Source organism: uncultured Leifsonia sp. (genome assembly GCF_945957465.1).
Taxonomy (GTDB): domain Bacteria; phylum Actinomycetota; class Actinomycetes; order Actinomycetales; family Microbacteriaceae; genus Leifsonia.
This window is the reverse complement of sequence record NZ_CAMFLC010000069.1, coordinates 1-13,413: the sequence shown is the minus strand read 5'-3', so window position 1 is coordinate 13,413 and position 13,413 is coordinate 1. Positions and strand designations below refer to the sequence as shown.

Genomic DNA, 13,413 nt, shown 5'->3' with positions numbered 1-13,413 from the left:
CTGTTCGAGCTGAACGAGGCGTTCGCCATCCAGGTGCTGTCGTTCCTCGACCACTTCGGCATCGACGACGAGGACCCGCGGGTCAACAAGTGGGGCGGCGCGATCGCGATCGGCCACCCGCTCGCCGCCAGCGGCGTGCGCCTGATGATCCAGCTCGCCCGGCAGTTCGAGGAGCACCCGGAGGTCCGTTACGGACTCACCGCGATGTGCGTCGGCCTCGGCCAGGGCGGCAGTGTGATCTGGGAGAACCCCCACTACAGCAAGCGCGCGGCGAAGAAGGGCTGAGACAGAATCGTGACCGACTACAGCACCATCGACTTCTCCCCCCTCGTCGAGCTCACCAGCGACGAGGTCGTGACCCACTCGTATGTGAAGGATGTCCGGCTGCCCAGCGGCAAGACCCTCGCCCTGGTCACGCTCGACAACGACCGGGACCACACCCGGCCGAACACGATGGGCCCGGCGACCCTCCTGGAGCTCGGGAAGACCTTCGACGAGCTGACCGCGCGCGCCTCCCGAGGTGAGATCGACGCGGTCGCCGTCACCGGCAAACCGTTCATCCTGGCAGCGGGCGCCGACCTCAGCCGGGTCAGCGACATCCCGAGCGTGGAGGTCGCCAAGCTGCTCCCCCAGCTCGGCCACTACGTGCTCGGCAAGCAGGCGACCTTCGGCGTTCCCTCGTTCGTGTTCACGAACGGGCTCGCGCTCGGCGGCGGGGTCGAGATCGGCCTCAACGCCGACTACCGCACCATCGACCGCAACGCGGCCGCGTTCGCCCTTCCCGAGGTCTTCCTCGGACTCATCCCCGGCTGGGGCGGGGCGACCATCCTGCCGAACCTGATCGGCATCGAGAACGCCCTCAAGGTGATCATCGAGAACCCGCTCAAGCAGAACCGGATGCTGAAGCCGCAGGAAGTGTTCGAGCTGGGCATCGCCGACGCCATCTTCGACTCGGCGAACTTCCTCGAGGACTCGCTGAAATGGGCCGACGCGGTGCTCACCGGCGCGATCGAGGTCAAGCGGCCGAACGTGCCGGGCAAGGTCGAGCGGATGGTCAAGTGGGATGCTGCGATCGGCATCGCCCGCAAGATGCTCGAGAGCCGCATCGGCACCGTGCCCAAATCGCCCTATAAGGCGCTCGACCTGCTCAAGGCGGCGAAGTCGAACGACCGCGCCGCCGGGTTCGAGCTGGAGGACGACGCGCTCGCCGAGCTCATCTCGGGCGACCAGTTCCAGGCCAGCATCTACGCCTTCAACCTCGTGCAGAAGCGCGCCAAGCGCCCGGCGGGGGCTCCCGACAAGAAGCTGGCGAAGAAGGTCACCAAGATCGGCGTCATCGGCGCCGGTTACATGGCCAGCCAGTTCGCGCTCCTGTTCGTGCGCCGCCTGAAGGTGCCGGTCGTCATCACCGACCTCGACCAGGCGCACGTCGACAAGGGCGTCGCCTCCATCCACGACGAGATCGGCAAGCTGCAGGAGAAGGGCCGGATCAACCCGGACGAGGCCAACCGCCTGCGCGCACTGGTCACCGGAACGACCGACAAGGCCGACTTCGCGGACTGCGACTGGGTCATCGAGGCCGTGTTCGAGGAGCTGACGGTCAAGCAGGACGTCTTCGCCGAGGTCGAGCAGTACCTCTCCGACGAGGCCGTCCTCGCGACCAACACCTCCTCCCTATCGGTGGAGCAGATCGGCGCCAAGCTGAAGCACCCCGAGCGCCTGGTCGGCTTCCACTTCTTCACGCCGGTCGCGGTCATGCCGCTCATCGAGGTCGTGAAGACGCCGCACACCGACGACGCGACGCTGTCCACCGCGATGGTCACCGCCGCGGCGCTCAAGAAGAACGCGGTGATCACCGCCGACACCCCCGGGTTCGTCGTGAACCGCGTGCTGGCGAAGATCCTCGGCGAGGCGATGCACGCGGTCGACGACGGCACCCCGTTCGAGACCGTCGACAAGGCGTTCGCTCCCCTGGGCCTGCCCATGGCGCCGTCCGTGCTGCTCGACCTGGTCGGTCTGAAGGTCGGCGCGCACGTGCTCGACACGCATCACGCCGCGTTCCCCGACCGGTTCTACCGCAGCGAGAACCTCCACCGGCTGGCCGAGCACGGCACGCTGCTCGAGAAGGACGGCAAGGGCAAGGTGAAGGGCCTCGACAAAGGCGCGGCGAAGATTCTGGCGGGCGGCAAGAACCCCTGGAGCGAGCAGGACATCCTGCGCCGCCTCGAGGACGGCCTGGCCGACGAGATCCACCGCATGCTCGTCGACGACCACGTCGTCGAGGCGCCGGAGGACATCGACCTGTGCATGATCCTCGGGGCGGGCTTCCCGTTCCAGATGGGCGGCATCACCCCGTACCTCGATCGGGTCGGAGCATCGCAGCGCGTGTTCGGAGACACCTTCCACCACCCGCCGGTGCGCGGGGTCACCGCCGAGGTGGAGGCCGTCGCGTAGCGATCGCCGCACCGCCCCGCACGGCCGGACCGCCGAGAACGCAGCTCATCCGCGTCCTCGGCGGTCTCGCTTTTTCACCCGCGCCGGGTCTTGACCGTCGCAGAACGCCCTCGTTAGCGTTCACCTAACAGCAGGGTGTCGACGGGACGGGGACCGAGTGACGGAGCAGACGACCACGACGACGCCCGCGCAGGCGGCACCCGTCAAGCTCTCCATGATCACGATGACCGGGATGGTCGTCGGCAGCATGGTCGGGGCGGGCGTGTTCTCCCTCCCCCGGCGCTTCGCGCAGGAGACCGGTGTCGCCGGCGCGCTGATCGCGTGGACGATCGCCGGCCTCGGGATGCTGATGCTCGCGTTCGTGTTCCAGCTGCTCGCCAACCGCAAGCCGAAGCTCGACGCCGGTGTCTACGCGTACGCCAAGGCCGGCTTCGGCGAGTACCTCGGCTTCTTCTCGGCGTTCGGCTACTGGGCCAGCGCCGCCGTGGGCCTGGTCTTCTACTGGGTCTTCATCTTCTCGACCATCGGCGCTGTCGTGCCGGCCTTCGGCGAGGGCGACACGATCATCGCCATCGTGCTCTCGTCGGCCGCCCTGTGGGGGTTCTTCCTGCTGATCCGGCGCGGCATCAAGGAGGCCGCAGCGATCAACCGGATCGTCACCGTGGCCAAGCTGGTGCCGATCGTCGTGTTCATCCTTCTGGCCCTGTTCGTCTTGAAACCCGACGTGTTCGCCGCCAACTGGGGAGGGGCCGACTACGCCGGCTCGCTGTTCGACCAGGTGCGCAACACGATGCTGGTGACGGTCTTCGTGTTCCTCGGCGTCGAAGGCGCGAGCACCTACTCCCGGCACGCGAAGCGACGGGAGGACGTCGGTCGCGCCACCATCCTGGGCTTCGTGAGCGTCTTCGCGGTCTTCGCGTCGGTGACCATCGTCTCCTACGGGGTGCTCCCGATGGGCGAGATCGCGAAGCTGCGCCAGCCGTCGATGGCCGGGGTGCTGGCGGCCGCGGTCGGGCAGTGGGGCGCCTGGTTCGTGAGCATCGGGTTGATCGTCTCCGTGCTCGGCGCCTATCTGGCCTGGTCGCTGATGGCGGCCGAGGTGCTCTTCGTCGCGGCGAAAGACCAGGACATGCCGCGATTCCTGGCCAAATCGAACAGCCAGGACGTGCCGGTCAACGCGCTGCTCCTGACGGCGTTCTTCGTACAGGCCGTTCTCGTGATCATCTACTTCGCCCACGACGCGCTCAACCTCGCGCTCGACCTCACGAGCGCGCTGACGCTCATCCCGTTCTTCCTGGCAGCGCTCTACGCGCTCAAACTCGTCATCACCAGAGACACCTACCGGGACGCTCCACGCGGCTGGGGGCGCGACCTCGTGGTGGCGGTGCTGGCGACGGTCTACACGGCGTTCCTGCTGTTCGCGGCCGGGCTGACGTTCGTGCTGCTGTCGTTCATCATCTACGCACCCGCCTCCATCCTGTTCGTCATGGTCCGCCGCGAGCAGGGCCGCCGATGGTTCAGCGGCCGTGAGCTCGTCATCCTGGCCGTCTCGATCCTCGGAGCGGTCGCGGGCATCGTCGCACTCTCGGCGGGCTGGATCCACCTGTGATCGTTCCGCCCAGGCGGATTCATCGAAGCGAAGGCGAGAAGAAGGGCAAACCATGACAGAGACGATGTTCGGCGTGCATTCGGAAGTCGGGCAGCTGAGGCGCGTCCTGGTCGCCTCCCCCGGCCTCGCGCACCACCGGCTCACCCCCTCCAACGCCGACGAGCTGCTCTTCGACGACGTCCTGTGGGTCGAGAACGCCAAGCGCGACCACGCCGCCTTCGTCGCCGATCTGCGTTCCAACGGCGTGGAGGTGCTCGAGCTGCACGAGGTGCTGGCGGACACCGTGGCGCAGCCAGAGGCCCGGGCCTGGCTGCTCGACCGCAAGGTCGTCCCCAACCAGGTCGGGCCGGGCCTCGTCGAGGGCACCCGCGCGTTCCTCGATTCGCTGCCGGCGGATCGGCTCGCCGAGTACCTGATCGGCGGCCTGTCGACCGTCGACCTGCCCGCGGACTACCGCACCGATTACCTCGCTCTCGCACGGGAGTCGACCGGCATCCGCGAGTATCTGATGCCTCCGCTGCCGAACACGCTCTACACCCGCGACACGACATGCTGGATCTACGGCGGCGTCACACTCAATCCGCTGTACTGGCCCGCCCGCCACGACGAGACGCTGCTCATGAAGGCGATCTACCGGTTCCATCCCGCCTTCGCCGGCGCGACCGTGTGGTGGGGCGACCCCGAGCAGGACTGGGGCCAGGCCACGCTGGAAGGCGGCGACGTGATGCCGGTCGGCAACGGCGCGGTGCTGATCGGGATGAGCGAGCGCACGTCCCGGCAAGCGATCACGCAGGCGGCCGCCGCGTTGTTCGCGGCCGGGGCCGCCGAGCAGGTGATCGTCGCCGGCATGCCGAAGCTGCGCTCGGCCATGCACCTCGACACCGTCTTCACCTTCGCCGACCGCGACCTGGTGACGCTCTACCCCGCGATCATGGACCGCGTGCACACGTTCACCCTCCGGCCGGGCGATTCCTCCGGCGTCGACGTGCGAGACGAGGGCGACCGCGCCTTCGTCGACGTCGTCGCAGCGGCTCTCGGCCTCCCGCGCCTCCGGGTGATCGAGACGGCCGGCGACAACTACGAGACCGAGCGGCAGCAGTGGGACAGCGGCAACAACGCGGTGGCTCTGCGCCCCGGAGTCGTCTATGCCTACGACCGCAACACCGCGACGAACGATGCACTGCGCCGCGCCGGAGTGGAGGTCATCCCGATCGTCGGCGCGGAGCTCGGCCGCGGCCGCGGCGGCGGACACTGCATGACGTGCCCGCTGCTGCGCGACGCGGTCGAGTTCTAGGGCTCCTCGGGCAGGATGACCAGCTCGAGGTAGCCGCGCAGAGCCTCGGCGGCATGGATGCGCGGCGGATCGTAGAGCCACTGCACCTGGATGCCCTCCCACAGGGCGACGACCGTCGCCGCGGCGAGAGCCGGGTCGACGCCGTCGCGCAGACGGCCCGCAGCGGCGAGCGCGGAGAACTCGTGAACGTACGCCTCGCGCATGGTCTCGTAGCGGCCGAGGAAGTAGTCGTGCGCGGGGTGTGCGGCATCGGCCGCCTCGGCGGCGAGCACGCTGTACAGGGCGATGAGACCGGGGATGCGCTCGTTGCGCTCGGCCTGCGCGCTGATTCCGTCGGCGAACGACAGGCCGGCGAAGGGGGCGCGCCCGTCGCCGCCGATCTCAGGGTCGCCGCCGAGCTCGTCGCGGCGCGCGAGCACGGCGACGAGCAGCTCCTCCTTGCCGGCGAAGTGGTGTTGCAGAGTGCTGAGGCCGATGCCCGCGGCAGACGCGATCTCGCGCAGCGAGCTGCCGTGATAGCCGCGCGTGGCGAACACGCGGTAGGCCTCGTCGACGATCTGCTGCCGTCGTTCGGCCGTCTTCGCGTAGGGACCGCGTCGGCGGGGTCGGCCGCCCTCGTCGTCGCGTTGTGGCACGGTCATCCTCCAAATTAGGTCAGTCGCACGAATTTCGACTACGGTCGATGCTATCCCAGCACCAACCGTGGACGAACCGACCACGACGAACCGCAAGGAGCCTCTGTGCCCACTTCCGCACTCCTCTCCGACACCGCGCCCGCCCACGGCGCGGTGCGCGCAGCCCGCTCCTGGCTCCACTCCGACGCTCCCGCGGTCTCGCTGGGCGGCGAGTGGCGGTTCCGGCTCTCCGCCTCCGCCGACCTGCCCGACGACGTGGCGTCGCCGTCACTCGACGACGAGGCCTGGGAAACCCTCCCGGTTCCGGCCCACTGGGTCCTCCACGGCGACGGCCGGTTCGGGCGGCCGATCTACACCAACGTGCAATACCCCTTCCCGATCGAGCCGCCGTTCGTGCCCGATGACAACCCGACGGGCGACTACCGTCGCTGGTTCGACCTTCCGGCGGGCTGGCCGGACGACGCGCGCATCCTGCTGCGCTTCGACGGCGTGGAGTCGCTCTACCGGGTGTGGGTGAACGGCACGGAGGCCGGTTCGGCGAGCGGCAGCCGCCTCGCCCACGAATTCGACGTCACCGACCTCGTGCACGACGGCGCCAATCTGCTGTCCGTGCGCGTGCACCAGTGGTCGCCCGCAAGCTACCTGGAGGACCAGGACCAGTGGTGGCTCCCGGGGATCTTCCGGGACGTGACTCTGTCGGCGCGGCCGGCGGACGGGGTGGAGGATGTCTGGCTGCGCACCGGGTTCGCCGACGGCCACGGCACCATCGTGCCAGAGGTGATCGCGGCGCGGGCCGCCTTCCCTGTCACGCTGCGGCTCCCCGAACTCGGCGTCGAGGTCGCCTGGCAGACGCCGGCCGACGTCGGACCCGTGGCCGTGGGCGCCGTCGACCCGTGGACTGCGGAGTCACCACGCCTCTACGACGCGATCGTCGCCTCCCGGGGCGAGACCGTGTCTCTGCGCGTGGGCTTCCGCACGGTCGAGATCCGCGGTGACCGCTTCCTCGTCAACGGCAGCCGGGTCGTCTTCCACGGGATGAACCGCCACGAGACGCATCCCGAGCGCGGCCGCGTCTTCGACGAGGAGCACGCCAGGGCGGACCTGATCCGGATGAAGCGGTTCAACGTCAACGCGATCCGGACGAGCCACTATCCGCCGCACCCCCGGCTGCTCGACCTGGCCGACGAGCTGGGGTTCTGGGTCATCCTGGAGTGCGACCTCGAGACGCACGGCTTCGAGGCGGCCGGCTGGCGTGATAACCCGAGCGACGATCCGCGCTGGCGCGAGGCGTACCTCGATCGGATCCGGCGCACGGTGGAACGCGACAAGAACCACCCTTCGATCGTCATGTGGTCGCTCGGCAACGAGTCGGGCACCGGCGCCAACCTGGCGGCGATGTCGGCCTGGGTGCACGCCCGCGACCCGGAGCGGCCGGTCCACTACGAGGGCGACTACACCGGCGAGTACTCCGACGTGTACTCGCGGATGTACTCCTCGGTGCCGGAGACCGAGCAGATCGGCGTCGACGGCTCGCCCGCTCCCCTGCTGAACTGCACACCGGCGCAGGGCGCCCGCCAGCGCAGCAAGCCGTTCCTGCTGTGCGAGTACGCGCACGCGATGGGCAACGGCCCCGGCGCGCTCGACCAGTACGAGGCCCTGGTGGATGCGCACCCCCGACTGCACGGCGGATTCGTGTGGGAGTGGCGCGACCACGGCATCCTGACCCGCAGCGCCGACGGGACGCCCTTCTATGCCTACGGCGGCGACTTCGGCGAGGTCGTCCACGACGGCAACTTCGTGATGGACGGCATGGTCCTGTCGAACGACGAGCCGACACCGGGCCTCCACGAGTTCGCCGCAGTGGCGCAGCCGCTCGCGTTCTCCTTCACCGCAGACGGGAACGAGCTGGTCGTGACCAACCGGCGACACAGCTCGAGCAGTGCCGACCTGACACTGCGCTGGCGGGTCGAGCACGACGGCCGGGAGGCCGCGGCCGGTGTCCTCGACGCGCCCGAGATCGCCGCGGGCGCCACGGAACGACTGCCGCTGCCGGTGATCCCGACCGCGGACACGGGCGAGACGTGGCTCACGGTGGAGGCAGTGCTCACCGAGGATGCGCCGTGGGCGCCCGCCGGGCACGTGGTCGCGCGCGGCCAGCTCGACCGGAGCGCCCACCGCCCGGCTCGGCCCTCCGCGGGAGCACCGGCCGCCGACTGGCGATCGTCGGCCGGGACTACCGACCTCGGTCTCGCACTCTTCGAACGCGGCCGGCTCGTCCGTCTCGCGGGCCGGGCGGCCGCCGGCCCCCGCCTGGAGCTCTTCCGGGCGCCGACGGACAACGACGAAGGCGCCGCCTCCGGCGATCCCGTGTTCAGCGATGCGAGCGTCGCTGGTGTGTCCAGCGCCCGCCTCTGGCGCGAACAGGGCCTGGACCGACTGACGCACCGGCTGCTGTCGGTGCAGGAGGCGCCGGGCGCGCTCCGCACGCTGACGCGGGTCTCGGCGGCGAACGCGGTGAGCTCGGTCACGGTCGAGACGGTCTGGTCGGTGATCGGCGACGAGCTGGAGTTGCGCGTCGAGATCGAGCCCTCGTCCGGTTGGCCGACCGTCTGGCCGCGCATCGGCATCCGCTTCGACCTCCCTGACGGCGAACGGCGGATCGACACCGCCGAGTGGTTCGGCACCGGCCCGCTGGAGTCGTACCCCGACAGCACACACGCCGCCCGCGTCGGCCGCTTCCGCGCTTCGCTGAGCCGCGGGGACGGGATGGACGATCTGAACGTGGAGTACGCCCGCCCGCAGGAGACAGGTCACCGCTCCGCCGTGCGGGAGGTCGACCTCGGCGCCTTCGGCTTCAGCGCGATCCCCGATGGGCGGGGCCGCCTCCCGGGCTTCTCGCTCTCGCGGCACACGCCGCAGCAGGTCGCGGCCGCGGGCCACCCGCACGAGCTGCCGCCCTCCGAGACGACGTACCTGTTCGTCGACGCCGCCCAGCACGGCCTCGGCTCGCGCGCCTGCGGGCCGGACGTATGGCCTGCGTTCGCGCTGCGGCCGGAGGCCCGCACGCTGCGGCTGCGCTTCCGCGCCTGAGCGCGACGGAGGGGACGCGACTCGCCGTTTCGAACGGGTCGTAACCGCGCGTCGCGTCCCCACTGCGGCGCGGACAAACAGTTGAGCGGGCGCAATTCGGCGGAGCGGTCCCCCCTGGGGGCGGCGCCGGCCGTGCGCGGCCAGTTTGGCTTCTGTCTGCAGCGAGGCGCCGAGCTGGCCACGTTCTGCTCCAGGTTCTCGACACGTCGCGTGCCGGGGATGGGTGCGAGGTCGTCGCCCTTCGACAGCAACCAGGCGAGCGCGACCTGGCCGGGTGCCGCACCGGCCTCGCGTGCCACGGCGTCGACCTCTTCGACGATCCGGATGTTGGCCTCCAGGTTGTCGCCTTCGAACCGCGGGTTGAAGCGCCGGAAGTCGTCTTCGGCGAGCTGGTCGAGCGACCGGATGGACCCGGTGAGGAACCCGCGGCCCAGCGGCGAGTAGGGTACGAAGCCGATTCCGAGTTCGCGCACGGTGGGCAGCACCTCCGACTCGGGATCGCGCGACCACAGCGAGTACTCCGTCTGCACCGCGGTGACCGGATGAACGGCGTTCGCGCGCACGATGGTCTCCGGCGCGGCCTCCGAGAGGCCGTAGTGGCGGATCTTGCCCTCGTCGATCAGCGCTTTGAGGGCGCCGACGGTCTCCTCGATCGGAGTGTTCGGGTCCATCCGGTGCTGGTAGTAGAGATCGATGTGATCGGTCTGCAGGCGTCGCAGCGAACCCTCGACCGAGAGACGGACGTTCTCGGGCGAACCGTCCAGCCCGCGCTCGCCCTTCGAACGGTGCAGGATCGTTCCGAACTTGGTCGCGATGACCACGCGGTCGCGCCGGCCGCCGGCGAACGCGCGGGCCAGCAACTCCTCGTTCGCGTACGGCCCATAGATCTCGGCGGTGTCGAAGAAGGTGACCCCGAGGTCCATCGCCCGGTGGATCGTCCGGATCGAGCCGGCGTCGTCGCTGCCGGCTCCGGTGTAGAAGGCGCTCATGCCCATGCAGCCGAGGCCGAGCCGCGAGACCTCGAGCTTCTCCGTTCCGAGTGTGATCGTCATCAATGCCATACCGTCACGATAACCCCGTGTCCGACCCTCCTGATACCGTCACGGCATGGCCCTCACCAAGTACTACGTCGCATCCTCCATCGACGGCTTCATCGCCGACGTCCACGATCGCATCGAATGGCTGGAGCAGTTCGGCTTCGACGAGTTCGACGAGCATTATCAGGCGTTCCTCTCCGGCATCGGCGCCCTGGTCATGGGTGCGACGACGTACGAATTCGTGCTCGCGCAGGGGGCCTGGCCGTACGCGGAGATCCCGACCTGGGTCGTCACGCACCGCGCGCTGCCGACCATCGAGGGCGCCGCGATCACGTTCTTCGCCGGCGACGTCGACCAGCTCGACGCCGAGGTGCGCGAAGCCGCCGACGACCGCGATGTCTGGCTGGTCGGCGGTGGCGCGCTGGCCGCTCAGTTCGCCGACCGCGGGCTGATCGACGAGTTGCACGTCACCTACGTGCCCGTGCTGGTGGGCTCCGGCAAGCCGCTGCTGCCGGTCGCCGAAGCCAGCCGCCCGCTCGTGCTGTCGAGCAGCAAGACGTTCCCGTCAGGGAGCATCGAGCACGTCTACCGCTTCGCCTGAGCCTCCCGAGCCTCGCCGAGAAGCGGGTCCCACGTGGGCGTCCCGGGCGTCGGCGACCGGGGAACGTCGGCCGGTCGGTTATGCGCGGCGCTTCTTGGCGTCGACGCCCTCGGCGGCGGGCTCCTCCGCGGGCAGCGGCCGGGCGATCGGGATGCGGCTGCCGAGCACCTGGGCGACCAGGTCTCGGGCGATCTTCTGCGGGGTGAGCCCGGCTTCGTCCAGGATCTCGTCGCGCGTCGCGTGCTCGAGGAACGCGTCGGGCAGCCCGAGCTCGTCCACGGCGGTGTCGATCCCCGCCTCCCGCAGGTCCTGCCGGACGCGGGTGCCGATGCCGCCCACGCGGATGCCGTCCTCGATGGTGACCACGATGCGGTGGTCGGCGGCGAGGCTGAGGATGCTCCGCGGCACCGGGACCACCCAGCGCGGGTCCACCACCGTCGCACCGATGCCTTGCGCGGCGAGCCGCTCCGCGACTTTCAGACCCAGTTCGGCCATCGGCCCGACCGTCACCAGCAAGACGTCGCGTGCGTCGGACTCGCGCAGCACATCGACGCCGTCGTCGAGGCGGCGCACTGCCGGGATGTCCGCCTGCACGCTCCCCTTCGGGAAGCGCAGCACCGTGGGCCCGTCATCCACGGCCACGGCCTCGGCCAGCTCCTCGCGGAAGCGCGCGCCGTCGCGCGGCGCCGCGAGCCGGATGTTGGGAACCACCTGAAGGATGGCCAGGTCCCAGATGCCGTGGTGGCTCGGGCCGTCCGGGCCGGTGACACCGGCGCGGTCGAGCACGAACGTCACGCCCGCCTTGTGCAGGGCCACATCCATCAGCACCTGGTCGAACGCCCGGTTGATGAAGGTCGCGTAGATGGCGACGACCGGGTGGAGGCCGCCGTACGCCAATCCCGCGGCGCTCGTCGCCGCGTGCTGCTCGGCGATGCCCACGTCGTGCACCCGGTCGGGGAACCGCTCGGCGAACGTGTGGAGGCCGGTGGGCCGGAGCATCGCGGCGGTGATACCGACGATCTTCGGATTCCGCTCAGCGAGCTTCACGATTTCGTCGGCGAAGACCCCGGTCCAGCTCTGCTTCGTCGAGCTCTCGACGGGCTCCCCCGTCTCCGGATCGATCTGGCCGACCGCGTGGAACTGGTCGGCGGCATCGCGCAGCGCCGGCTCGTAACCACGGCCCTTCTGCGTGATCGCGTGCACGATGACCGGGGCGCCGTAGTTCTTCGCCTGGCGCAGCGCCTCCTCCATCGCCTGGATGTCATGTCCGTGCACCGGACCGATGTACTTGATGTCGAGGTTCGAGTACAGCGCCTCGTTGTTGGAGAACCGGCTCAGGAACCCGTGCAGACCACCGCGGACGCCCCGGTAGAACGACTGCCCCGGCGTACCCAGTCTGTCGAAGGCCTTGCGACTGGTGAGGTACAGGTTGCGGTAACCGCGACGCGTGCGCACCGTGTTGAGGAACCGCGCCATTCCGCCGATGGTCGGAGCGTACGAGCGCCCGTTGTCGTTCACGACGATGATCAGCCGACGGTTGTTGTCGTCGGTGATGTTGTTGAGCGCCTCCCAGGTCATCCCGCCGGTGAGCGCGCCGTCGCCGACGACCGCGACGACGTGCCGGTCGTCCTGACCCGTCATGCCGAAGGCGCGCGAGATCCCGTCCGCCCAGCTCAGCGACGAGGAGGCGTGCGAGCTCTCCACGATGTCGTGCTCGGATTCGGAGCGTTGCGGGTAGCCGGCGAGGCCGCCCTTCTGCCGCAGGCGCGAGAAGTCCTGCCGCCCGGTGAGCAGCTTGTGCACATACGACTGATGACCGGTGTCGAACACGATCGCATCGCGCGGCGAGTCGAAGACCCGATGGATGGCGATCGTCGTCTCGACGACGCCGAGGTTCGGCCCGAGGTGACCGCCGGTCTTGGCGACGTTGGCGACCAGGAAGGCCCGCACCTCGGAGGCGAGCTGATCGAGCTCCTTGTCCGTGAGCCGGTCGAGATCACGCGGCCCGTGGATGGTTTCGAGGATGCTCATGCATTTCAGTGTAGGACCGTCTGAATCGGAGGAGGCTCGGAACCAGCGATCCCGAGCCTCCCCTTGACAACGGTCTGATTACACGAGGCTCCGGAGCACGTACTGCAGGATGCCGCCGTTGCGGTAGTAGTCGGCCTCACCGGGGGTGTCGATCCGGACGACCGCATCGAACTCGACGACCTGCTTGCCCGCCGGCGAGTGCTCCGTGGGCTCGGCCACGACGCGCACGGTCTTGGGTGTGCGACCCTCGTTGAGCTCTTCGAGCCCGGTGATCGAGAACGACTCCGTGCCGTCGAGGCCGAGCGACTCGATGGTCTCACCGGCCGGGAACTGGAGCGGGACGACGCCCATGCCGATCAGATTCGAGCGGTGGATGCGCTCGAAGCTCTCGGTGATCACGGCGCGCACGCCCAACAGGCTCGTGCCCTTGGCCGCCCAGTCGCGCGACGATCCGGACCCGTACTCCTTGCCGCCCAGGACGACGAGCGGGATGCCCTGCGCCTGGTAGTTCTGCGACGCGTCGTAGATGAACGACTGCGGAGCGTCCGGCTTCGTGAAATCACGCGTGTACCCACCCTCGACACCGTCGAGGAGCTGGTTGCGCAGACGGATGTTCGCGAAGGTGCCGCGGATCATCACCTCGTGGTTGCCGCGGCGCGAGC

Annotated in this window: 7 protein-coding genes and 3 pseudogenes; 6 read left to right on the top strand and 4 right to left on the bottom strand. The window is 69.5% G+C overall.

All coding sequences use genetic code 11. The annotated features are described in order from the left end of the window. From Q0Q23_RS18405 to Q0Q23_RS18390, 4 genes and pseudogenes are all read left to right on the top strand, one after another. A pseudogene (locus tag Q0Q23_RS18405) lies at positions 1-285 on the top strand (acetyl-CoA C-acyltransferase); the annotation flags it as partial. Between the two features lie 9 nt (positions 286-294). Continuing rightward, positions 295-2,454, top strand: coding sequence for a 3-hydroxyacyl-CoA dehydrogenase NAD-binding domain-containing protein (locus Q0Q23_RS18400; RefSeq protein ID WP_295127660.1), 2,160 nt, complete (start codon positions 295-297; stop codon positions 2,452-2,454). Positions 2,455-2,611: 157 nt separating this feature from the next. Further along, complete coding sequence (locus Q0Q23_RS18395) at positions 2,612-4,063, top strand: basic amino acid/polyamine antiporter (protein WP_295127657.1); 1,452 nt, start codon at positions 2,612-2,614, stop codon at positions 4,061-4,063. Positions 4,064-4,115: 52 nt separating this feature from the next. After that, positions 4,116-5,357: an arginine deiminase gene (locus Q0Q23_RS18390; protein ID WP_295127654.1), complete on the top strand. Its 1,242-nt coding sequence runs from the start codon at positions 4,116-4,118 to the stop codon at positions 5,355-5,357. Here Q0Q23_RS18390 and Q0Q23_RS18385 read toward each other — a convergent pair. After that, the gene (locus tag Q0Q23_RS18385; RefSeq protein WP_295127651.1) at positions 5,354-5,992 is read right to left on the bottom strand and encodes a TetR/AcrR family transcriptional regulator; all 639 of its coding nucleotides are present in this window, start codon (positions 5,990-5,992) and stop codon (positions 5,354-5,356) included. The two genes, Q0Q23_RS18390 and Q0Q23_RS18385, sit on opposite strands and share 4 nt — an antisense overlap. A 105-nt stretch (positions 5,993-6,097) precedes the next feature. On the opposite strand from Q0Q23_RS18385, the gene Q0Q23_RS18380 reads away from it, so the two are divergent. Next, positions 6,098-9,082 carry a glycoside hydrolase family 2 TIM barrel-domain containing protein gene (locus Q0Q23_RS18380; RefSeq protein WP_295127648.1) on the top strand — a complete coding sequence of 995 codons (2,985 nt, stop codon included), beginning with the start codon at positions 6,098-6,100 and terminating at the stop codon, positions 9,080-9,082. A gap of 173 nt (positions 9,083-9,255) precedes the next feature. Here Q0Q23_RS18380 and Q0Q23_RS18375 read toward each other — a convergent pair. After that, positions 9,256-10,143: pseudogene (locus tag Q0Q23_RS18375) on the bottom strand (aldo/keto reductase); the annotation flags it as partial. A 46-nt stretch (positions 10,144-10,189) separates the two neighbouring features. On the opposite strand from Q0Q23_RS18375, the gene Q0Q23_RS18370 reads away from it, so the two are divergent. Beyond that, complete coding sequence (locus Q0Q23_RS18370) at positions 10,190-10,720, top strand: dihydrofolate reductase family protein (RefSeq protein ID WP_295127645.1); 531 nt, start codon at positions 10,190-10,192, stop codon at positions 10,718-10,720. 78 nt (positions 10,721-10,798) lie between these two features. Here the strand turns inward: Q0Q23_RS18370 and dxs are convergent, their stop codons facing one another. Beyond that, entirely contained in the window at positions 10,799-12,751 is a 1,953-nt protein-coding gene (gene dxs, locus Q0Q23_RS18365; RefSeq protein ID WP_295127642.1) for a 1-deoxy-D-xylulose-5-phosphate synthase, read from the bottom strand. Between the two features lie 78 nt (positions 12,752-12,829). Further along, positions 12,830-13,413 (bottom strand): annotated as a pseudogene (gene acnA / locus Q0Q23_RS18360) (aconitate hydratase); the annotation flags it as partial.

Bases quoted from the DNA above. Each gene is read 5' to 3' on its own strand.
- Q0Q23_RS18390 (WP_295127654.1), top strand. From the start codon at position 4,116: ATGACAGAGACGATGTTCGGCGTGCATTCGGAAGTCGGGCAGCTGAGG.
- Q0Q23_RS18370 (WP_295127645.1), top strand. From the start codon at position 10,190: ATGGCCCTCACCAAGTACTACGTCGCATCCTCCATCGACGGCTTCATC.
- dxs (WP_295127642.1), bottom strand. From the start codon at position 12,751: ATGAGCATCCTCGAAACCATCCACGGGCCGCGTGATCTCGACCGGCTC.